At 29.1% G+C, this 22,642-nt stretch carries 21 protein-coding genes, 3 pseudogenes and 1 CRISPR repeat array; of the genes and pseudogenes, 1 reads left to right on the forward strand and 23 read right to left on the reverse strand.

All coding sequences use genetic code 11. The features are described from left to right. Positions 1–39: 39 nt before the first annotated feature. From VLK81_RS07005 to VLK81_RS07085, 17 genes and pseudogenes are all read right to left on the reverse strand, one after another. Complete coding sequence (locus VLK81_RS07005; protein WP_324619929.1) at positions 40–165, reverse strand: toprim domain-containing protein; 126 nt, start codon at positions 163–165, stop codon at positions 40–42. A 329-nt stretch (positions 166–494) separates the two neighbouring features. Further along, complete coding sequence (locus VLK81_RS07010) at positions 495–983, reverse strand: hypothetical protein (protein WP_324619930.1); 489 nt, start codon at positions 981–983, stop codon at positions 495–497. Beyond that, positions 967–1,515, reverse strand: a complete 549-nt coding sequence (locus tag VLK81_RS07015) for a hypothetical protein (RefSeq protein WP_324619931.1) — start codon at positions 1,513–1,515, stop codon at positions 967–969. Before VLK81_RS07015 ends, VLK81_RS07010 begins: the two co-directional genes overlap by 17 nt. Positions 1,516–1,544: 29 nt before the next feature. Continuing rightward, on the reverse strand, positions 1,545–1,703 hold the full coding sequence (locus VLK81_RS07020; RefSeq protein WP_324619932.1) for a hypothetical protein: 159 nt from the start codon (positions 1,701–1,703) through the stop codon (positions 1,545–1,547). A 1-nt stretch (position 1,704) separates the two neighbouring features. Next, complete coding sequence (locus tag VLK81_RS07025) at positions 1,705–1,854, reverse strand: hypothetical protein (RefSeq protein ID WP_324619933.1); 150 nt, start codon at positions 1,852–1,854, stop codon at positions 1,705–1,707. A gap of 518 nt (positions 1,855–2,372) precedes the next feature. After that, positions 2,373–2,903 (reverse strand): MATE family efflux transporter, encoded by a 531-nt coding sequence (locus VLK81_RS07030; RefSeq protein ID WP_324620495.1) that lies wholly within the window; start codon positions 2,901–2,903, stop codon positions 2,373–2,375. Between the two features lie 59 nt (positions 2,904–2,962). Further along, a CRISPR array of direct repeats spans positions 2,963–3,329; the repeat unit is 36 nt; unit sequence GTTTTAGTCCTATATGAAATTACATAACTCTCAAAC. A gap of 40 nt (positions 3,330–3,369) precedes the next feature. Then, positions 3,370–4,038, reverse strand: coding sequence for a type II-A CRISPR-associated protein Csn2 (csn2, locus tag VLK81_RS07035; protein ID WP_324619934.1), 669 nt, complete (start codon positions 4,036–4,038; stop codon positions 3,370–3,372). Next, complete coding sequence (gene cas2, locus VLK81_RS07040) at positions 4,035–4,340, reverse strand: CRISPR-associated endonuclease Cas2 (RefSeq protein ID WP_324619935.1); 306 nt, start codon at positions 4,338–4,340, stop codon at positions 4,035–4,037. The genes csn2 and cas2 overlap by 4 nt, the downstream gene beginning before the upstream one ends. A 4-nt stretch (positions 4,341–4,344) precedes the next feature. Next, positions 4,345–5,223 (reverse strand): type II CRISPR-associated endonuclease Cas1, encoded by an 879-nt coding sequence (cas1, locus tag VLK81_RS07045; RefSeq protein WP_324619936.1) that lies wholly within the window; start codon positions 5,221–5,223, stop codon positions 4,345–4,347. Further along, complete coding sequence (cas9, locus tag VLK81_RS07050; protein ID WP_324619937.1) at positions 5,220–9,353, reverse strand: type II CRISPR RNA-guided endonuclease Cas9; 4,134 nt, start codon at positions 9,351–9,353, stop codon at positions 5,220–5,222. The genes cas1 and cas9 overlap by 4 nt, the downstream gene beginning before the upstream one ends. 514 nt (positions 9,354–9,867) lie before the next feature. After that, positions 9,868–10,558, reverse strand: a pseudogene (locus VLK81_RS07055) (KilA-N domain-containing protein). A 578-nt stretch (positions 10,559–11,136) separates the two neighbouring features. Then, on the reverse strand, positions 11,137–12,210 hold the full coding sequence (locus tag VLK81_RS07060; protein ID WP_324619938.1) for a hypothetical protein: 1,074 nt from the start codon (positions 12,208–12,210) through the stop codon (positions 11,137–11,139). A gap of 174 nt (positions 12,211–12,384) precedes the next feature. Next, on the reverse strand, positions 12,385–13,020 hold the full coding sequence (locus VLK81_RS07065) for a hypothetical protein (RefSeq protein WP_324619939.1): 636 nt from the start codon (positions 13,018–13,020) through the stop codon (positions 12,385–12,387). 144 nt (positions 13,021–13,164) lie between these two features. Beyond that, positions 13,165–13,473 (reverse strand): hypothetical protein, encoded by a 309-nt coding sequence (locus tag VLK81_RS07070; protein WP_324619940.1) that lies wholly within the window; start codon positions 13,471–13,473, stop codon positions 13,165–13,167. 9 nt (positions 13,474–13,482) lie between these two features. After that, positions 13,483–13,644 (reverse strand): hypothetical protein, encoded by a 162-nt coding sequence (locus VLK81_RS07075; protein WP_324619941.1) that lies wholly within the window; start codon positions 13,642–13,644, stop codon positions 13,483–13,485. Beyond that, positions 13,637–13,792, reverse strand: coding sequence for a hypothetical protein (locus tag VLK81_RS07080; RefSeq protein ID WP_324619942.1), 156 nt, complete (start codon positions 13,790–13,792; stop codon positions 13,637–13,639). Before VLK81_RS07080 ends, VLK81_RS07075 begins: the two co-directional genes overlap by 8 nt. Positions 13,793–13,856: 64 nt before the next feature. Beyond that, positions 13,857–14,066, reverse strand: a complete 210-nt coding sequence (locus tag VLK81_RS07085; RefSeq protein WP_324619943.1) for a helix-turn-helix domain-containing protein — start codon at positions 14,064–14,066, stop codon at positions 13,857–13,859. A gap of 98 nt (positions 14,067–14,164) precedes the next feature. Between VLK81_RS07085 and VLK81_RS07090 the strand changes: the two genes are divergently transcribed. Continuing rightward, the gene (locus VLK81_RS07090; protein ID WP_324619944.1) at positions 14,165–14,488 is read left to right on the forward strand and encodes a hypothetical protein; all 324 of its coding nucleotides are present in this window, start codon (positions 14,165–14,167) and stop codon (positions 14,486–14,488) included. 507 nt (positions 14,489–14,995) lie between these two features. Here VLK81_RS07090 and VLK81_RS07095 read toward each other — a convergent pair. The 6 genes and pseudogenes from VLK81_RS07095 to VLK81_RS07120 all read right to left on the reverse strand — a co-directional run. Beyond that, positions 14,996–15,217: pseudogene (locus tag VLK81_RS07095) on the reverse strand (transposase); the annotation flags it as partial. A 432-nt stretch (positions 15,218–15,649) separates the two neighbouring features. Next, positions 15,650–16,661 (reverse strand): annotated as a pseudogene (argF, locus tag VLK81_RS07100) (ornithine carbamoyltransferase). 603 nt (positions 16,662–17,264) lie between these two features. Next, on the reverse strand, positions 17,265–18,914 hold the full coding sequence (locus VLK81_RS07105) for a DUF4435 domain-containing protein (RefSeq protein WP_324619945.1): 1,650 nt from the start codon (positions 18,912–18,914) through the stop codon (positions 17,265–17,267). Between the two features lie 23 nt (positions 18,915–18,937). Then, positions 18,938–20,359, reverse strand: coding sequence for an IS3 family transposase (locus VLK81_RS07110; protein WP_324618672.1), 1,422 nt, complete (start codon positions 20,357–20,359; stop codon positions 18,938–18,940). A 147-nt stretch (positions 20,360–20,506) separates the two neighbouring features. Continuing rightward, positions 20,507–21,589 (reverse strand): HpaII family restriction endonuclease, encoded by a 1,083-nt coding sequence (locus tag VLK81_RS07115; RefSeq protein ID WP_156329427.1) that lies wholly within the window; start codon positions 21,587–21,589, stop codon positions 20,507–20,509. Between the two features lie 3 nt (positions 21,590–21,592). Beyond that, positions 21,593–22,636, reverse strand: a complete 1,044-nt coding sequence (locus VLK81_RS07120) for a DNA cytosine methyltransferase (RefSeq protein ID WP_156329425.1) — start codon at positions 22,634–22,636, stop codon at positions 21,593–21,595. Positions 22,637–22,642 lie beyond the last annotated feature (6 nt).

Below are 22,642 nucleotides of genomic sequence, written 5' to 3' on the forward strand. Positions count from 1 at the left end.
TATAATTATATCATTAGATAAATTTTATTAGCTAATTGACTACCTATCAAAAAAATCTATTTTAAAGTTACCCACTTCTACATAAGCATGGTGTTTTGAACATTTGCCAATAGGTCCTGCAACATTTCTTGCCAGATCAGGCTTTTCAGCAATGATTAATTTCAAAAATTGTACCTCCTTTTAAAGAAAATAAAAAAGAGTAGATAAAAATCTACTCTTTCTTGAGAAAAATATGCAAAATAAGCTTTTATATATACATGCATCTTAAATACTATTTTCACATTATTATAATAACATTTGTTTTTTAATATTTCGCCCTTATTTAGTTGGTACTTAGTTTGTTTTTAGTTTGGTTTTAGTACTTAATTAAAAATTTTCATCTAATATTAATTTTCTTTTGAAATTAATCTATATAGTTTTCCTGGAATCTTAAATAAAAATTTTATAAGTTTTGAAAATAAGTATGTTTCGTATGAATCTCACTTTAGTCTTCTTTAAAAATTATAGTAAATGTTATCCAAATCAAAGCCTTTTTCTATAGCAGGCTCTAAGGCAAATTTAAGTGTTTCGTATGGCATATTCCATTTTTTAGCATATATGACAAACTCATTCAATTTATTTTCATAAAACATTTTTTCTACTGCTTCATCTGTTCTAGAGGTATCTATTCCAGAATATATAGAATCAAATAAGGCATGGTTTAAAGTAACTAAATAAAAGCCATCTTTCTTTATATATTCTTCATCCATGCAGTTTGACCAGGTACATATAAACCAATCTCCATTAGACTTTAAATTTAATCTAACTTCTAATACTCCTAGATCATAGTCAGCACAATAGCCATACCTTGAAAGAGCAGAAAATCCAGTTAGAACATAATTATAATTATAATTTTTAATACATTCTCTAATTGAATAATTGTCAATTAATCTACATTGCTCATCTCTATTTAAAGATTTAATATTCTTATCTATTGTAATCATTATTAATAATCCTCTCTCTTTCTAATATAGACTCTCTTTCAAGTTTTAAGCTCTTTTCTAAGATTGTTGTAAGAATATAATCAGCTGAGTATTCTTTAATAGGATTAGGCTTATATTTTTCTAATGCTAGCTTTACCTTTTCTATCCTATCATTATTTTTAAACCAGTAAAAATTTCCTAATTTTCTACCTATTAATTTCATTTCCTTAAGGATTTCAGAATATGAGATTTTTTCTTCTATGTATTTATCTATTATAAATACATCAAAAATATCTTTTGTACGCCTAATAAGTTTATCTGAAGATATTGAAGCAAATTTATTGCATAGTATGTACTTTATAATAGCTTGTCTTTCATTTACACTCCTAATAATGCAATCATTTTTAGCTTTAGATTCATCTATTATCTTATATATTTCATCAATATAACTAATATTCATCATTATCACCTTATTTGAAAGTATATCATATTCTTCAAGGTATTTATATCTTTTATATTTAGTAATATCATTATCGATTTTTAAACTTGGCACAGATTTCCCTGCTTCTATTTTATTTATACTTATTCTTGATATTCTAATTTTTTACCTAATCTATATTGAAACAACCCCAAAGTTTTCCTATATTCTTCAATCTTGTTTCTCATAATCTTGCCCTTCCATTTGATTAATGCTAGTTTATCGTACTTCTCTATATAAATCAAAATTTTTGTGTTATTCATGCTAATTTTTCTTGTTTTCGTTTAATCTAATAACACCTATAAAGTTAAAGTACACTCCGACTTGTTGTTTTTTATCTTTTCCTTCATTCGTAGATATTCCTTCAATTGCATTTGATGATTTTGTTGATTGAATTTTCGAAACTTCTACCATTTTTTCAAGTATATCTTAAAAATTAGCTACATATAGTTCTTGTTTTCCCTTATACTCATATATTTTTGATATTAAATCATACATATTTGCTGGTATATTTAAACAAAGTAATTTTGAATAATTAAATTCTCTCATAAGCTTTCACTACCTTTCTCGCCATTATGCCATAATTGGCGTATATAAATCAATATTGGCGAGATTATTCTCGCCATTTATAAATATTTGGATATGATAAATCAAAAATGGCAAAAAAAATAACTAATCCTCTATAATATAAAAGCTCACTCTTGACTTTAATGTATTTTATTATCTTATAAATAACTTAAATTACAAATTGAATATATTTCAATTCTTAATATATATTTTTAAAAAATTATATTTAAAAAATTTTTTCAGCCTATTATCAATAAAAAATCTGTGTAATATGAATGAGATTACTTCTCTAATTCAACCTACACAGATTAAAAAAACTTTATATTTTTCTTAAATGAAAATAGTAATTCTACACTACATTTCATCTAATTTTTTATATTGTCTAAATATTTATTTGCAAAAAAAATTAATGTTAAAGTTTCAGTTATAAATATAGCAATTATTAACCCGATAAAAGATAATTTTAAAACAATTATTGTAATAAACATAATCAAAACTGCGAGTGCATCTATAAATATTGAAGTATATAAAACGAATTTTGATTGATTAATTGCTTGCAAGGCCAATTTATATGAATATGATATACAAGATATTGAATTCACGGCAATAAAAACTAAGATATATGTTTTCACAATTAATATAACATCTCTATTATCACTAAATAAAGCAACAATATTTTTATTAAATATAAGTATAAAAACTGCACCAATAAAATATAATGTTAATGCAAGTCCTGAAGAATACTTAGGATATTTTACCATATTTTCTTTATTTGAAGCTCCACTTTTAATGCTAATCATACTTAAAACTGCTGAACCATATACATATTTAAATAAAAATAACAATCCAATAATTGTATTTATTATTACATATCCAGCATAATCTATCGTCCCTATGCAGGGTTCATAATCCGTCCAGAATTATGAATAAACTGATTGAATATACAAATCAAGTTAGTTTAGTCCTATATGAAATTACATAACTCTCAAACCAGTTTACATCAGCTAACAACATTATTTTGGTTTTAGTCCTATATGAAATTACATAACTCTCAAACACTCCTCGTTGTATGTTTTTATTAATTTTTGGTTTTAGTCCTATATGAAATTACATAACTCTCAAACGGTAACAACATAAGTTGAAAATAAACCATGGTTTTAGTCCTATATGAAATTACATAACTCTCAAACCAAGCTTTCTTATAATCCTTTTCTCCAATTGTTTTAGTCCTATATGAAATTACATAACTCTCAAACAATGTAGTATCTCCAATCTTTGTTATTTAGGTTTTAGTCCTATATGAAATTACATAACTCTCAAACCTCAAATTCAAATTTGAGAGTTATATAGCCTTGACGATGGCTAAATTTCACATAGGTCTTGATCAATTATTCTTAAATGTTCACAAGTTCTGACTTGTCTTGTGATTTTATTTTGTAGGGCTAAAACTCTAATTTCATTGTAGCATAAGAATTTACTTAGTTCAACTATGTCTTCTTCAGTCAAAAAGCTATCTAGGTTTACTATTATAAATAATTTTTTATTCAATAGTTCTGAACTTACCTTTATATACTCGATTAGTCTGTCTAATATTGATGTTTTTTCATAATCAAATTCTACTGAGAGTGCTTTAAAGAAATTTTGGTAGTTTATTTCATCTGATTTTAGGGAAAATCTAGACCTATACGTTAATTCATCTACAATATTTGCGACAGCGCTTTCCATTTCTAGCTTTTTTATATACATGTCCTCTGAACATAAGTCTTCTTCAAGCTCTGTATAGAGTTTTTTCAATATAGGAGCTGCATTGGCTTCTATGTTAAATAGATCGAATATTATATCAGTTGTTTTAGATATATCTATCTTCTTGTAGTCGTCTATAAGTTCAATTTCTTCACTCTCTTTATTGCTAACTTCTATTAATGTCCTAAGAAAGTTAGCAAAGTGTTCTGTGTTTTCTATAACTAGGGTGTTTAAAGTTTTTGCCTTTATTTCATAGGAGTTTTCAAAGTATTGGCTCACAAGGTTCATAATATTATAAGTCTCCTATCATCCGTAATATATTCATCTGAAACTTCGCCTACTAATATTTCCATCCTTGAAAATTGTTTTTCAGTTATAATAAACATTTGAACAAGCCCTTTGGGCGGTTTGTTGTCCTTGACTTTGTTTGCTATCAATTGCGCCATGCTTTGGTTAAATGCAATCTTTGTGTAGACTGATTCTTGCATCATCATAAAACCATTTTTAATTAAAAATTTTCTAAAGTCTCTGTAGTTTCTCATGTCTGTTGCATTTAAAGTTGGGAGATCAAACATTACTATTAGTCTCATATATCTATAGCTCATACTTCGGGAACCTTAATAGTGATAGGTCTCTATTGTTTAGTGCATCAAAAATTGACCTAACATAAATATCTATTGCTTGATTTACTCGTGTTCTTTTATTATCTATTGTTATCTCCTTATTTAATAAATTAATTAACTCAAACTTTTGCTCTTGATCAAAGATCTTTTTAACGCTGTTGTACACATAGTCATCAACTATTGCCCTCCACGGCTCTATGAGATCGCTTGAGAGATTGAATTGGTTAAACATGTTGTCATGAAATATTCCAATTTGCGTTATATATCCATTAGATACAACCTGTCTATTTATTGATGAGAGTAGAATTGAGTATCCATAATTTAAGGCAGCGTTTAAATTAGAATCGTCACTTCTTGAAAAGTCCTTGCCAAATAGGGCGTTAAAATATACTTTTGCTGCGTGTCCTTCACGATTTGTGCTGTCATAAAATTCAACTTCATCTATATATTTTTCTAACAACTTGTATTCGTTTTTCCCACAGGATTTAAGTAGGATCATCTGATTTTTTATTTTTTGCCTGACTATTAGCTGCCAGACATCCCCTTTTATATAATCGTCCCACTTAATCTGTGATCGGATTTTCTCACTGGTATTGTAGGATGAATAAAATGGGGATACCTCTGCTGTGGGATTCCGCTTTTCATCGCAGAATATTAATTTGATTTTGTTTTTGACTATCTCATTTAATAGTGCAAATGTAATAGAGGCCTCGGTCGTATTTACAATAATATGAGATATGTCTTTTAAGTAAATTTTGTGAACTTTGTTGCCATCTTGCCTGACGACAAGATGGCTTAATTTTAATTCAAGTTTCGCCCTATTTTCTATTACAACAACTCTCCATGTCATAGCTTTATCAAATCCAATTCATTTTCAAATAGTCCAGTTATTGATTGATTAATCAATTTAAACTCATTATAATTAATCTTTTTTGATAGAAGTGTTTTCCCTGAAGCTTTTATTGGTTTTTTAGTTTTTTTGTTCACGTTCCCTATTAAACTTAAATCAACACCATTATTTATATTTTGGAAAAGTAACAACATTTCTTTTAAAACCAAAATTTGATCTTCTTTTTTTAAATTTATAAACAAGTCTCTTCCTGATGCTATTACTTCAGATAAATTCTTAATTCTATATTTAAAAATAGAGTTATTTAATTTATCAGATAAATTATCGTACAAGCTCAATAAATCTTTTGATTCAATACCATCTGATTTTAGTACTTTGGTATTTTTGTCTTTTAATTTTCTACTTAAGAACTTTTCTAGTTTTCTTATTGTTCTTTCATCTTTTTTATCAAGAATAAGCTGCACTGCAGAAGCTATTAAATAATAATCATTTGTTTTTCCTGTTATATTATAGAAAAATCCATCTAATTTTATTAATGAATTAATTTTAATCTTATCTACTAATAATTCTGGATTTTTCAATCCAAGATTTTTTGTTAAATAATTATAAATCGCATCTTTTTCCCCATTTTTAACTTTATTGTTCACTATTATAGGAATAGTCTCTAAAGTTTTTTCCCTTTCTTTTTTACCGTCTGACTCAACTAGCGCAAAATATGCTGATCCTGCTTTGTTATAACCACCATATTTATTTATATCGGATTTTTTCGAATTTTCTTTTTGTGGAAACTGACCATTTCCTTTTCTCTTCAAATTTTGATTGTAAAGTTCCCCTTTACCTATATAACTCATGCGAGTAAATCTATAGTTGGTCCCCTCAAGCTCTTTTCTGATTCTCTTGATGGTAGCATTTTTAACTGCGCCTTTTTCATCGTCTGCTATCCAAGCTGTATAGCCTCCACGCTTTACGTCATACTTAAACATATTCTCTAGGTTGTAACTTCTGGCTTTTTCTTGTTTTTTGACGAAGTTCATAGGGTCTTTGGTAAATTTTGTATTATAAACACTACCAACGACAATATTTATATAGGCGTCGTGCATGTGGTGGAGGTCATTTACTGTACGGCATTTTACAATATCAAATTCCTGTCTAAACCTGCTAGCATTTTCTGCCTTTGAGTAAACTATTTCTGAATTTTTGCAAATAGTTTTCAATAGATTTGCAGTTTCTTTAGTAGCCTGCCTGGTCTCAACAATTTGCCTAGATATAAACTGAACGAGTTCTTCATCAGTAAATGGCGTGCGGCGAGTCAGTCTGATGTATTTCTTTTGACCTATTAATCCCTTATCATAAAGTATTTTCCAATAAGCATAGCAATTTTTAGTCAAAACCTGGTCAGGGATCGGGTATAAATTACCTTTTTTGCTATTTAAATCTTTTTTTACCAAAACTCTGTTTTCAATTGAGTCATCATAAATTTTTGACTTGGGATAAATATGGTCTTGGTCATAGATGTTTTTAGATGAAAGTTCTGAAATATCAATTGGCTCTAAGCTGTACATACACCTGCCAAGTTGGGTGTAATAAAGATACAAGTTATCCCACCTGAATTTTGATTCTTCCTCTCTTTCAATTTCACTTAACAGATAATTGTACCTATCTTCTCCAAGTTCTGCTATAAAGGCTTTTTTGCCATCCTTATAAAATTTTAATAGCTGATTTTTTCTAGATTCTTTTCTAGCCTTGACTTCTTCTTTCCCCCTGGCCATTTCAATAAAGATTTTTTTGGGGTCATTGCCAATAATATTTTTAATTTCATCAACTATCCTTAGACTTTGCCATAACATTCTCTTAACTGAAGGTGATAAATAAAGCTCATCTACCATCTCATAAGAAAGTTTTCTATCGTCAGCTGGATTGAGCTTTTGAATTTCTTCTGTAAAGGTAAAGCTGGCACTCATTAATTCCATTAAATTTAAATTATACTCACGCATAAAATGGATTATAGATCCGCTTTCGCCTGTAATTTTATTGGCACCTTCTAGACCTACGAGTAGTTTTTTACTTAACCTGCCCCAGTCTTTATAATTTAGGCCCGCCATCTTTTTGATTTCTAAATCTGTAAAATACTTACCATATCTAGCCTTTATTTTCTTTTGCAAGTAAGATTTGTCATCTCCATAGAGTACGACTAGCTTGATAATTTCTTCGATTTTATCCCTATAGTCGTCGCTGTTAACCTTGTCCCCAACTATTGCTTTAAAATCATTATAAGAATTTAGCCCTTGTTTGAAATCTCCATCTGTGCCGGACAATAGGATCTCTCCGTTTATATTAAATTCTTTTTTTAGAAGATTAGCTATAGCCTTTAGAGTTACTTTTTTCCTAGTCTTAAAAAGTTGGCCATAGATTTTCTTCTTCATTTCTTCACTAATGGTTAGGTCATTTAATTTTAAATTGTTGAGTTCGTTTAAAACCATATACTCATTGTAGATAAGAGAGGCCTTTGGTAGAACTTTTTCATCTTTTAAATATGTGCATCTGCCAATTAGGCTGTCTATAAACTCTTCCCTTGAAGCATCCAAATCAACTACATCTTTAAAATTCCACGGAGTGATTTTGCTCTCCTTTTGCTTTTTAATCCAAGCATATTTTGACTCAGGATTTAATGGGCCAACATAATATGGAATCCTAAACTCCATAATTGAAGCAATCTTGTCACAGACGCTTCCATATTCATCGCTTGCATTTAAAAACTCATGATGTTTGGATTGATTTTCAAGGATCTTATTAAGTTCCATAAGTTTCAGTTGATAAGGAATAACTCCGTTATCAGATGATTTTATTTTTGGCATGAAATTTTTCAATTCTATGTCTCTTAACATTTCATCTATTAGTTCAAGGTCAGCTTTGCTTCCATTAGCTTCTATAATTTTATCCTTTATAGTTTTTTCTAGATGTTTTTTAGCAAAAATATAAAAAGTCTTCTGGTCAGCAAATTCACCTGCTTTTACCCTCTTATTATTAGAAATGCTTGACTTTGTATAAGCCACGTAGTTTTCTGTTGATTTTTCACTTCTAAATATATCTGTATAAGCAGCTTTATTATATTCCCTAACTAGTCGTTTAAACTCCTTGAGATCGGCTCCATGCTTGTTGTATCTTTTTACAAAGGCATTAGAAATATATTTATTGCCATCCTTTGATCTATCAGCTTCTTTTAATAAATTTTCAAGTATAGATGAGTCATAAATTTCCTTTAAAATATCTATAAGGGCAATTTTATCACCTAATGCCAATTCAAGCTTGCTATAGTTTTTATCGTAATCTGCCTTAGAAAACTCCACTGATTCTATTATAGAATCATCAAAGTCTTCTGGATTTTCAAATAAATCTGCCAAATTTTGTTTACTACCAATAATAATAGCAGATACAGCATTTAGAAATTTTGTATCCCCAATAATACTTTTTAACTCTTCCTTTTTTGTTTTCTTTCCGAGAGTTTTATCAGATAGAACTGTAATTAGCTTCTCCATATCTTCATTATTAATTTCAATATCAATATCATAATAATCATGCAAATGTATTAATAGTTTATTAATTGAATAATTGATTGAACCATTATTTTCAAATTTTTGCCCCTCAAAAATAAAATGACCACGATTTTTAAGTAAATAATGACAGGCTAAATAAACCAGTCTAATATCCTTTTTGCTATCATCTTCAATCAAATCCATAAGGAGATGGTGTATGGTTGGATATTTTTTGTGGAAGTCCTTATCTTTAAAATCCTTATCGTTGAATAAAGTGTACTTGGACTTTAACTTTTGATCTTTGTCTTCCATATAAAGGTCACTGTTATCTAGGCGCAAAAAGAAATTCGGATCTACTTTAGCAATTTCTTCAGCAAAAAAATCCTGCAATAAATTTATGCGTTCTTTTTTACGGTCGAGCCTACGCCTTGCACCTCTAAAAGTTCGCCTTTCTTCAGCGACTTTTGCCTCATCAAAAAGACGCACTCCCCACATCTTCTTGGAGTTAAATTTCAAAACATTGTAAGACTCATCTGTTACTGCCCAACCAACAGATGAAGTACCAATATCAAGCCCAACATAATAATCCTTAAACAATTTTATAAAACCTCCTTGAAAAATTTGACAAGCAAGTAATCTAATGTTACAATGTATATGAAATTACATGACGAGTTCAAATAAAAATTTATTCAAACCGCCTATTTAATTATAGGCCGCAGATGTTCTGCATTATGCTTGCTAGCTTGCAAGCTTTTTTATTGCCCAAAATTAATGCAGTAATTTCCTTCTTGTATTAAAAGCTTAAATCTGAAAAACTTCTATAACACATTTTTATTTTTATACTGATTAATCGCTTTACTCTATTATATCATACTTATGCTTTTCTTTCATAAATAGAAAGTGTTTTAATTTAATTTTTATAAGTAAAAATAAAAATTTTTTTGTCCATTGTGTTAATCGGTTTGCTGGTAATTCTCCTTAGGATTGTTGCAGACAAAAAGACAAAGTTTTGATCGGTTTTGTCCGCAATGAAGTCGCATTTGCAAGAGCGTCTCAAGTGCACAAAAAAGCAAGCACTTTTCATGCTTACTATAAAAATTTATTTCTTTCCCTATAATTTTTTAATATCACTATCACCAAGTTTTTTAAGTGACATCAATTGTGTCCTAGCAAGATTTCTTAGATCTACATTCTTTTTTTTAACCTATACCTTTACCAATAAGAATTACATTATAGCTTTCCATATTTGCAAGCACCAATAACTCATTTAAACTTGCATAGTCTCTCATATTACCTTTTAAATCCTGATTTTTTTCATACCACTCTTTAGCAGTTTTATTAAATATTATTACATTTAGAATATCCGCTTCCCTTGCATACTTGAATGATAATTGGTCATTGGTCAAATCTTTAAGAAGGTGTTCTTTTATTGAATCTGTATGAATTTTATAATTAATCTTTGATATTTCTCTATGAAGATTCCAAGTTAATGATAATTTTGAGTTTTCATCTACTTTTAGTCTTTTGTAATCTTGAATAATATATAGCTTAAATTTCGGAGAAAGCCAAGATGCAAATTTAAAAGCTATATCTTTATGAGCATATGTGCCACCATATCTGCCTGCTTTTGAAACTATACCTATAGCATCTGTAGATTCTATCCATTTTCCTGGGGTCATTGTGAATCTATTTAGTCCCACTTCACTTCTAAACGTACTAAATTGCACACGGTTAAAAATTGGATTATTTAAAATTTCCCATAATCCCATAAATTCAAGCGTGTTTCTATTTAAATTTAAAATATCATATTTTAAAAACTGATTACAGGTCTTAGATTTATTAAATTTGCTATCTAAACTAAAATTACAAATAATTAAAACTCACAAAAAAAACCGCAGCTTTAAACTACGGTCTGATTTTTTATCCTCATGTTAACCACTTAGAACTATTATTTAGTTTATTCTTTTTTACAAATGCACCCTATTCGGTGTTATCTTTTTGTTTTCCTTATTGAGATTCAAAATAATTTTTGAGGAAAAATGGATGAAATAGACGAAGTACAGGAAGTGCCGTAATGAGGCATACAACAAGTACGCCGCAATGAGGTGCTTTCGAAACGAGCCTAGTTCGCCATTTTTACCAAAAATTTATTCCCATTCTTCTTTTCCAAACGTACGATATATCCTAAGCACTCAAAATACTTGTTTTTATTTTTTCTAATACAACTAAATACATCTAATTATAGGACGTTTTCAGAATTTTAGTCCCGTCCCAGTACCAGTACCGGATAAATTTATAAATTATCATCGTTTGTCAAATCATCTTTTAAGCAAAACTCTTCATTAATTTTGATAACCATTAAAGCAAAAATCTTTAATAATTAATAATAATCACTTTCATGTTCTTCTATGCGTTGATTGTTATTACCATGTAAATACTTATTTCTAATAGCAGGTCCATTATCAAATTGCCTGTCATTAAGAATATAGTTTAAATAATCCTGCTCTGGTTTGGAAAAAAGTGTAGATTCAAATATAACTTTTTTATTAGTGATTAGCTCGTCTAATAAATCACTATTTTTATAATAGGATAAGCTTATCACATCATTATTATAAAAATCCTCTAAAATTCTCACTATTTCCATTCTAAAACGTATATATCCATATTTATCTTCATGAATAATATTTTTATCTTTTAGCCAGTTTAGGCTTAAAACCTGATACTCAAAGAAATCTGAAAATAACATATCCTCATTCTTTATTAAATCTGCAAAATTATTATAATCTTTCTTGCTTTCAACATAAGCTAGTTCGAATTGATCCGAAAACAATAAGTACGAAATATTTAATAATTCTGTATCGACTATGTATCCATATTTTTTTACAAAAAAACTTGGAATATCTTCTATTAATGGTGAGTTTCTTGATATTTCTAATAATTCCATATCTATCTCCCCATTATTAACAAAAAGCATAAATTGTCTTAAAATTGAATCCAACTCGGAACACATTGTTCTCATTTTTTCCAAAAAAGATGATTTCGAACTTGGTATTAATAGAGAAAAACCTTCTGCTTTGAACTCTTTATTAAGGTATTCTTCAAAAAACCACTTGAAAATATTTTCCAATCTTTTGTCTAATTTATGAAGTTCATAATAATATGATCTAATTTGCATACTAGATATCATTTCTTTAAGCATAAAGGATGCTCCAATCGCGTACTCTCTATTTCCTTTTACGCCAACTAATCTTTCAAGACTTCCAATGTGATTTTTATTTGATGGAAAAGTTGATCTGAAAAAACGATCTACATATCCAAAAAGATATATGAAATTATTTAGTAGTGTTGGATTATCTAAATTTTCTTCTAACCATAAACGACTATATATAATTTTGGGATTCAATTCATCTTCATAAGAAACATCAATCTCTTCTTTGTTATTAGAAAAGCCCACAATAGCTCCAAATGAAAATCCTGTGCCAGATTCAAAGCTTTTTTCAATAATTCTTTCATGTTGTCTTTTTGACTTTAATCGAATTTTATCACTAATAGGAAACTCTTTTGTCCCTCGAGATTTAGAAAGTAGAAATAAATAATTCGGGTTAGCATCTTCTCTATCAATATACTTTTATATTATTTCGATTCTCCGATTTGTTTGTAATGCACTTGGAATATAATATATCTTATGGTTTCTTTCTTTACTTGCTAGATGATGCGAAATCAAAATATCAGCACTAGACTTAGATTGCTTCATATAATCACTAATTTCATTATTATAATATTGAACTATGTCCTTATGCTCTAAGATTATATAAAGTGGAACATTAAATATTTCTAACAAACTTATAAATTCTTCAGGAGATATATTTTTATAAATTTTATATGTCTCAAACACATCCCAAAAAGAATCCCTATAGTGAATGCTAATTTCAGGATAAAAAGTTTTAATACATAAGTAATCAATGTCAGAAAAAAATCTTCCTATTATGGGTCTGAAACTATTTGCCACTGAGGTTAATTTCCTATAGTACTCTTCACTCCATGACTGCAACATAACCTTAGAATCAAATAATAAACAAATATTATACATTTCCAAAATATTGTTTGTTGTATATCCCGTATTGGTTTCATCAAAAACATTAATTATTTTTTCAGCTTTTTCCAAGTTCCATCCAATGCTCAAATCCGATTTGCTATAAAACTTCGCTCCAATATACTGTGAATCCATTGATTCAACCTCTTTTCTAACATTATTTGACCTCAACTACACTCATCTTTGATCTTAATTTTCTCTTATCATATCCTATTATTTTGCTTATCTCAAAACAAGTCGTATCATATCATTAAAATTACCAGAACAATTATATTTCTTTTTTGAAAAATTTTTATTATATAAATTTGCCATACTCTACCTCACTTTATTTACCAAACTATTAACTAAATCTTCATCTTCTATCTTTGTAATTCCAAAGCTCTTTTTACCAGCATCTTTGATAAAAGCTCCAATATGATAAACTTCTACTTTATCTATGATTAAAAATCTATCGTGAAAATCTGTTGTAGTTTTAACTGATAGCTTTGGATATTGAGCATTAAATTTCGTTATATCTTTTGTTGATAGATTTCCTTTTCCTGCTGTCATAATTACAACATCTACACTCTTATTCTTCTTGCAAAGAATATTTAAGGTGTTGACATCGACATAGTTGTCAATCAAAATTATTTCTTAATTAGCCTTTTTAACAAGTCCTACAATAAAGCTAAACGCATCATAAATTTGCCCATCGAAAAAGATATTTTGCTTAACCTCAGTATTGGTAGCTAAATAATTAAATACTTCTTCCAGATTCTTATCTGTTTCCAATTGCTTTAACTCAATCCTATCCAATCTTGAAAACAGCTCTTGATTGGAAATCAAAAATCTTCTCATCTCCACAAAAGCTATTCATAATTTTAATACTGACTTCGACTGCTACATCACTTTTAAGAACAGCAGAAAGCATGGCGATACCTTGTTCTGTAAATCCATATGGCATATATCTTCTGCCACCATAATTATTATTGGAACTTGAGCTTCCATTTTGTCACCTCAAGTTTTGTTTATTTCTTTTGCTCTATAATTGAAACCGTATCTCCAAAATCAACACCTAATTTGGTTCCGATACGATATAAAACATCCATGCTAACAAACTCTCCTCTGCCCATTTTGGATATAGTTGCAGGAGATAGTTCACAAGCATTTGCCAAAGCTTTTTTATTCATATTTTTGTCTATTAAAACTTTCCACAATCCATTATAACTGACTTTCATATTTTCACTCGTAAATTATAGGTTTATGAAGTTATTTTATATATTATAGCATTTTTTACTATATTTTTTAAGAGCTAAATTTTGAAAGAAGTTTATTTTTGTATCCAACAAATTACTTCTTCCGCTTCAGCAATAATGAAGTACATAAAGAATATCCAATATTAAACTCGATATCATCATTTGGAGCAAATTTGTTTTCTTTGATATTAGGAATTATTGCTTGTAGTTTAATAGATAAAAAATTAATTCAAAATAGAGTTAAAATATATGCAATAGCAATAGCAGTTTTAATACTTGTTTTCATTGTAATCGTAATAATAAAAATATATATTTACTTTAATATAAAAGATAAATATGCAAATCAAAATCGAAAATTAATTATAGAGTTGAAGCGAATAAAATTATTAAATAGAATCATATAAGTACAAAAGTAGGTATAAGTATGTTTCTAATGAATGCAAACTTAAAATAAAGTATTATTAATAATTCAATTTAACGGATAAGCAATAAATTCAATCGTTCTATGCTCAAAATTTGAAATAATAGTTGGGAATGAATGAAAAACATTGCTAAAAAACTATAAATGAACAATCACAATAGCAGTCTAAGTAATTGATATAACACTATTTCTTGATAAGACACTTGAATATATTATTCTGATAATAATGACCGTGTTTTGTACATCTAACCTAGTTTTAAAAAAGGGATTATGATAGTTGAAAATGTAGTATTGGTGTTAGGTACGATTATTCATTTTAATTTACAGACAATTTCAAGTTTATGGGTTATAGAATCATAACCACTGGCGTAGCTGGTGGTTTGCTCTATCCCTGCAAGGGGCTTTTACCTGCTGTGCACCTTGTGCACGTTGAAAGTCTACCTTTTGCACTACTTTCTCAACTGACGCTAAAGCGCCTCTTTACTTCTTTTTACTTATTTGTCTTTTCTCCAGTGAATGGATCTATATATTCTTTTAGATTTATTTGATCTTTTGTAAAATCTTCTTTAAGTTGATTGCATATATATTCTTGTATCTTTTTAGCATTTTTCCCTGCTGTATCTACGTAGTAGCCTCTGCACCAAAAATGTCTGTTGCCATATTTATACTTCAGACTCGCATGTCTATCAAATATCATCAAGCTACTTTTTCCTGTCTCGCTAGCCTTATTGATACAAGATGCTAGTAGGGTCATAGTCAACATTAATCCTAAAATTTTCTTAATTTTCATTATATCCTCCATAATTTCTGATAGACTTTTATCTAACAAAAAAACTCGCCCTGTATAGGACGAGTGTATTCGTGGTACCACCTAATTTCATAATCTAAAGATTACCTTGACAAGAGTCTATCAACTCCTTGCTTCTGATAACGGTAGTTTCCGTAATAGCTTACTAGATTCGGCTATTCTGCATACAGAGGGAATAAGTAGATAATCCTTACAAGACTTGCACCAACCGTCTTTTCTCTTAAGTAATTCATATAAACTATCTTTCTGTAATCACTTTTTCTCTTTAACTAGATAATACAGCCTTTCAAAATATTTGTCAAATATTTTTGATAAATTATTTGTTTAAGTATATAATTACTCGTTTTTCAAAGTAGAATACAAGATTGCCTTAACTGCTGGTATCCTATTTTCTGTCTGATCGAAAACCATGGACTTCTCTGATCTAAAGACTTCGTCGGTAACTTCCATCCCATCGAAGTCCATATCCTCAGGAAGTTTGGCTAAAACCTTTTGGGCAAGCTTTGATTTTGTGTCGTGTAAGGCCGGTAGGCAGTGCATAAATATCGTAGTATCCTTTGTCCTATCCATTACCTTCCTATCGACCCTGTAAGGGTAAAGCTTAATAATCCTATCGATAGGCACATCATCTGCCTCTGTTAGGTCAATCCACATATCGGTATAGATTATATCAGCTTTTCCTATAGCTTCATTCAAATCTTCTGTATAAATAATCTGAGATCCATGCTTTTTGGCAAAGTCCTTGGATAGCTTTATAAAATCTTCTTTTGGGAAATATTTCCTAGGACCTGCTGCAGTGAAGTTTATTCCAAGCTTGGCACAAGTTATAGATAGGGAGTTAGGCATAATATCTCCAGGATAGCCTAGATATAATAAATTAAGACCCTTAAGATATCCAAACTTTTCCTTTATGGTAAGCATATCGGAAATCATCTGGCTTGGATGAGTCTTTTCTGTCATGGCGTTATAGATTGGAACCTCTGTCATCTTTACTAGTTTTTCTAGCATATCTTGTTTGTTGCCACGATAAACTATTCCGTCATAATAGCGGTTGAATACATTTATGCTGTCTTCTATAGATTCCTTATCTCCGAGCTTTTTTGTCTCTGAATCTATCAGGCTAACTCCCATGCCCAAATCAAAGGCTGCTACTTCAAAGGATGTTCTGGTCCTTGTGGATGCTTCCTCGAAAAAGAAGGATCAAATTTTGTCCTTCTAAAAATTTATGAGGCTTCTTTTCTTTTTTCAACTTTTTAAAGTCACTTGCCAAATCTATTAAATAAAGAATCTCCTCCTCTGTAAAATCTTGCATAGCGAGCAGATTTCTATTTCTTAAGTCAATTTCCATCTCTTTCTCCTTTGTACTAATTTATATATTATATTATAGAAAAAGGGGTTAATGAATAAATCGTACCATTATCGTTAGAAGAACCTCCACGTCGATTTTGCCTCCTTCAGCTGGCAGGCACCACTGAAAATTTCCTTAGAGAACCTTCTAACGATGGTACGATGATTATTCATAGTTTTGCAACAACCCCCTCATTTTTTATCCAAATGTAAACCACTTGGAACTATTATTTAGTTTATTATTCCTTACAAATGCACCCTATTCGAAGTTATCTTTTTGTTTTCCTTATTGAGATTCAAAATAATTTTTGAGGAAAAATGGATGAAATAGACGAAGTACAGGAAGTGCCGTAATGCGGCGTACAACAAGTACGCCGCAATGATGTACTTTCGAAACGAGCCTAGTTCGCCATTTTTACCAAAAATTTATTCCCATTCTTCTTTTCCAAACGTCCAATATATCCCAAACCATTCAAAATACAAGATTCTATTTTTTCTAATATCACCAAATCCACCTAATTATAGGACATTTTCAAATTTTTAGTCCCGTCCCAGTCCCAGTACCAGATAATATTATTGTTTTGAGCTAAATTCATATTGTATTTTAATTTTGTAGTTCTGGTATATAATTTTTGAATATCTCTAATACTTCTGTTTGTTCCTTATTTCGCAAGATAGAAATAACTGTATTTAAGTAATCATTGTTTTGAAAACCAAGATAATGACCTATTGATTTAGCTAATCCCTTTTCATTAAACATTTCTAACACTTTTTTATAATCATTACTTAACAATGCTTGTTTATATGAATTTAATGTATCTTCATAAATATTATCAGTATTAATATTTCCAACAGCATTAGTTAAACTTTCTTTTGTATTAATCTCAGAGATTTCAGCCATTGATAATTCATATTTTATCTGAGATACTACATTTTTCCTAACCTGACTATGGATTTGATTACCAAATCTTTGCTTAATTATATAATTATTAATATCACTAAAAACATCACTAAAATTCTTACCTAAATGATTTGCTAAAAAACTGATCAGTTCTTCTATAACAAATAAATTTTCCACTTCTGAGACCTTTAATGTATAAATATTATCTTTTTCTAATTTATTTATTTCTTCTTCTGTTCGAAAGTCACGATCAATTATTCCATACACGTTATAATTATGAATCTTTTGGGTTGAATTAAAAGATTTTGTTCTCATAATAACCTGCATACAACTTCCACAAGGAATAATAAAAAAGTCAGGGTATAAAATTGAGTATAATTGAGTGTCAAAACTACTCTCTTCTCCTTCTACAAATAAAATATTTTTACGTGAACCTAAAATATCAAATAGCAACTTTTCTGGTAATTCATTAGAAATTATTTTTTCTAAATCCCAATTTTCCCCATCATAACTCTTTATCCATATCTTTTCTGAATTCTTATGAGAAGCAGCAAAATTTGTATCATGTGTTATATAAATAAACAAACAATCAGAGCGATATTCTTCTAGGGTTTCCCATAGTTTATTCATTATTGTTCCATGAAGATGTATTTCAGGCTCGTCGATTATAAGTGTTTTATTTTCAGGAATAGCTAAAACTTGTGAAGCCAAGTATAATACAGATCTTTCTCCATCACTCATTTGGTTTGCAGAATACTTTTCAGAACTTTTGTTTCTTTCTTGGGCATAAAACTTAGAATCTTCAAACAGAATATTTCTTTGTGGAAATATACTATTCCATATTTCCATTAGTATATCTATAACAGTCAAATTAGTATTCGGCTTAACAGAATTATTTTTTTCCGCATTTTGACAATTTTTAAAGTATGTTGATGTCTCATTGTTATATAACGCTATTAAAGCTGCTAAAACGTCATCAAAATCATCTATCAGCTTAGTTGTTTTTGATTTTCCCCAATCCCATCTATAGCATTTATCACGTCTTTTAACCGTGTCTTCATCATCTGTACCGTAAATTATTTTATTTTTGGCATCATTATAATTACTAAGTTGTAAATTAGGCTTAAAATTAAGATTTCTTTGGGCTCCAATCCTATGAACAATATCTGAATCTTGATCTTCTATCCACGCTCCTAATTTACTTTTTCCACTACCATTTGCCCCTATAATAATTATTGAATTATTATTTGTTGTATATTCTTTAAAACCACCATTAATTAAGGTGACCCCAAAAAGTTGGACTTTATACCAGAGACATTTAGAAATATTTGTCTCTGGTTTTTTTGTCCTCATATTTCCCCTAGGGGAAATCGCAGCTAAGCTGCATTCAATTTCCTATATTCAACTGGACTTAAATATCCAAGTTTTTCTTTTATTCTATCTTCATTGTAATATTTTATATATTCTTCTATTGTCTTTTTTAGTTCGTTAAATGATTTAAACGTTCTACCATAGTAAATTTCTTGTTTTAATATCCCGAAGAAATTCTCCATAGGAGAATTATCTAAGCAATTTCCTTTTCTTGACATACTCTGTAAAATTCCATTAGATTCTAATTTTTCAGTATATTGTTTTAATTGATATGCCCATCCTTGATCTGAATGGAATATTCTTTTAAACTTGCAATCTGAAGTCTTTGAAATTGCTTCTTCAAGTGATGTTATTATTGCATCTAATGTAGGTGAAGTTGTTATTGAATAGCTAATGATTTCTCCATTAAACATATCCAAGAAAGGATTTAAGTAAAGTTTTTTTACTTGCATATTCCCATACTTATCTGTTTCATAGTATTTGAATTCACTTGTATCTGTTGTGATTTTTTGATGTACTACAGATGTTTTAAATCTTCTTTTTATCCTATTTGGTGCTACTTTACCTACTGTTCCCTTGTATGAGTAATATTTTCTTGATTTACGTGCAAAGTTTGTTACCTGAAGTTTCAGCTTCTGTACCAACCTTTGAACTTTTTTCTTGTTTATTAAAATTCCAAGTCTTCTAAGCATCGCATGTATTCTTCTGTATCCATAGTTTGGATTATCTTTTCTCATTTTCTTGATTTGATTCTCAAAGGCTTCATCTTTATTTTTTCTATCAAATCTTTTTTGCCAATACATGTATGTTGATTTTGGAAAATTAAATTGTTTAAGTAAATCTTTTAGTGGATATTTTTCTCTTAATGAGTGAATTATTCTAGCCATTCTCTCATTTTCTGATCTTCCTCGTCCTCTAATTCCATCTTTTTTTTTTAGAAAATCTATTTCCATTTGTGCCCAGTAAAGCTTATCTTTAAGTTCAGCAATTTCGTCTATCCCTTCCTTAGAATATTCTTTCTTTACTTGTTCTTTTTCTTTTTCATTATTTTTATCTTTAGTCATACTTGAAGGTCTTCCTCTCTTTTTAGGTCTAAGTCCATCAAGTCCTTGATTTCTAAAATCAATTACCCATCTAGCAATGATCGCTGGATTATTAATCTTAAATTGATTAGAAAGTTCTTGATAGGACATTTCTCCTGTTAAGTACAAGTTTACTATATTCTTCTTAAATTCGAAAGAGTAACTATTATTTTTTCTAGAAATTTTTAAGCCTTCATATCCTTGTGTTTTGTATGAATTTACCCATCTTCTGACTACTGAATGATCACTGAGTCCATATTTATCAGTTAAATATTTATATCCTCCTTCTTTATTTAAGTATTCTTGTACTATTTTCATCTTAAATTCTGTACTATATTTTGTCATGAAAAAACTGACCTCCTCAAAGTTGGTTTTTTTAGGTCCAACTTTTTGGGGTCAGTTCAAATTGTAGGTAGTTTATAATTATAATTTTCCGCATTCTTCAATATATTACCTATCCTTTAAATTTATCTTCAAATTCATACAATCATTTTATCTAAACCTAATTTGAAGATTTAACTTAATAAAATCTTCTCCATCCTCACTATAAACTTCTCCAAAATCATGTCTTGATGTGGATGCTGTTTCATATTTTGTATTATTAAGTAAATACTCTTCAAAATAATTGCGATTATAAATATGATATACTAATACATCCCCTTGTTTGGTTACAATTATATATCCTCCATTAGCTTCATCAATGCCATCCCAAATTGTTGCTGGTTTCATACCTAGCGCTACTGCTGTTAAAAACTTTTTGAATTTATACCTATAGGCATTAACATTTCCATAGTTCATTGGATTTTCAAGTTCCAGTTTTTTTACCATATCTATACAATTATTAATCCCATCCCTGTAAAAATATAAAATAGTTTCTGAAATAATATTATCCATTGAACTGTCGATCAGCACTAAATTATCAGAAAAAGTTTGATTTTGAATCTCGATATATTCGAGTTGTCCATTGCCTTCAATTATGCTTTTAATTCTTCCCCTAACATCAGTGTGTCTTTTACCTTTTGAAACTTTGTATATTTCATTAATTTCTTTTACCAATAAGGGATTATTATGAATGATTTTATAAATAAAATTTGTTGTTTTTCCAGCATTCAATAAAGTAGGCGAAGAACCTAATTCTGATTTTATTGAAAATCCAACTATTGGAGAATATCCTGTATTTATATCAACTATTTTCATGGTAATATCACTTTTATCTCTTGCAGGTGCAGATAATTTATAACAAGATATTCCTTTCATAAAATTCTCAGTTTTTTCTATTTGAAATGCAGAACCTTTTGCATTACAAATTTCATCAAAAAGCTGCTCCGATTCTTTTTCAAACTCATTTCTATCAACTGATTTTATTTTTTTATCGTTAATATAAATATCTATTAATTTTCCTGTTATATATTCTTTTAATTCTCCAGATATTTCCTCTCTAATAATCTTTATGATAGGAAAATAAATATCATGTAGTTTATTTAGCTCACTATCAGCAGCGTATATTTTCCCGTCAGCTAGGAGTTTAAATAATACATATATTTCAGACCATTCTCCTTTATTTCCACTTATCACTTTTTACCTCCATGCAAACTCTAATTGTTCATAATATTCTTTATCTTGAACAGCATCTTCAATTACAACACCTTCTAATTGCTTTTTAATATTTTTCGCAATTGCTTTTATTACAGGAACGGTTACTGAATTTCCAAATTGTTTATAAAGATGAGTATCAGCAACAACTAGTTTAAAATCATCTGGGAAACCTTGTAGTCGTGCCCACTCTCTAGGTGTCATTTTCCTAATATATTCTCTATTTATTTTTCCTTTTATATGAGTTACAGGAGTAAAATCAGTTAATCTCTTGTCTATTATTAAATTTCTTTCTCTTCCCATTCCTCCACATACAATAGCTCCAGCAATAGAATTTAAATCTCTGATTTCATATCCAAAACCATTTCCCTTTGCTTTGTGTCTTTGCTTATGTTTCCTTAAAGATTCAAGATAAACATCAGACAGATAATATTTAGGAGAAGTCTCTTTTTCTTCCATAATATCAGTTATAACTTTAGTATCGTCAGTTTTTTCTGGAAATATAAATTTATTAGGGGATATATCTTCTCTAAATGCAACTATATATATTCTTTCTCTATTTTGTGGAACTCCAAAATCTTTACTGTTGATAACTTTGTAAAAAACTCTATAACCCAAATTATTTAATGTTTTTTTAATAATTTTAAATGTTTTACCCCTGTCATGATTTATCAAGTTTTTTACATTTTCACAAAAAACAACTTTAGGTTTATGAAACTCCACTATTCTTGCTACATCGAAAAATAAAGTACCTCTTGTATCTTCAAAACCTTTTTTTTGACCAGCTAACGAAAATGCTTGGCAAGGAAATCCAGCTAATAAAATATCATGGATAGGTATATCAATTTCATCGATTTTTGTTATATCCCCAAAAATTTTAGGTTTTTCTCCAAAATTAGCTATATATGTTTCTTGAGCTTTCTTATCCCATTCGGATACAAAAACTGTTTCTATATCATTACCAAATGCTTGATCAAAACCAAGCCTAATTCCGCCTATTCCTGCAAATAGGTCTATTGATTTATACATTGTTAA

Source organism: Citroniella saccharovorans, from assembly GCF_035481615.1.
In the GTDB taxonomy this organism is placed as follows: domain Bacteria; phylum Bacillota; class Clostridia; order Tissierellales; family Peptoniphilaceae; genus Citroniella; species Citroniella saccharovorans.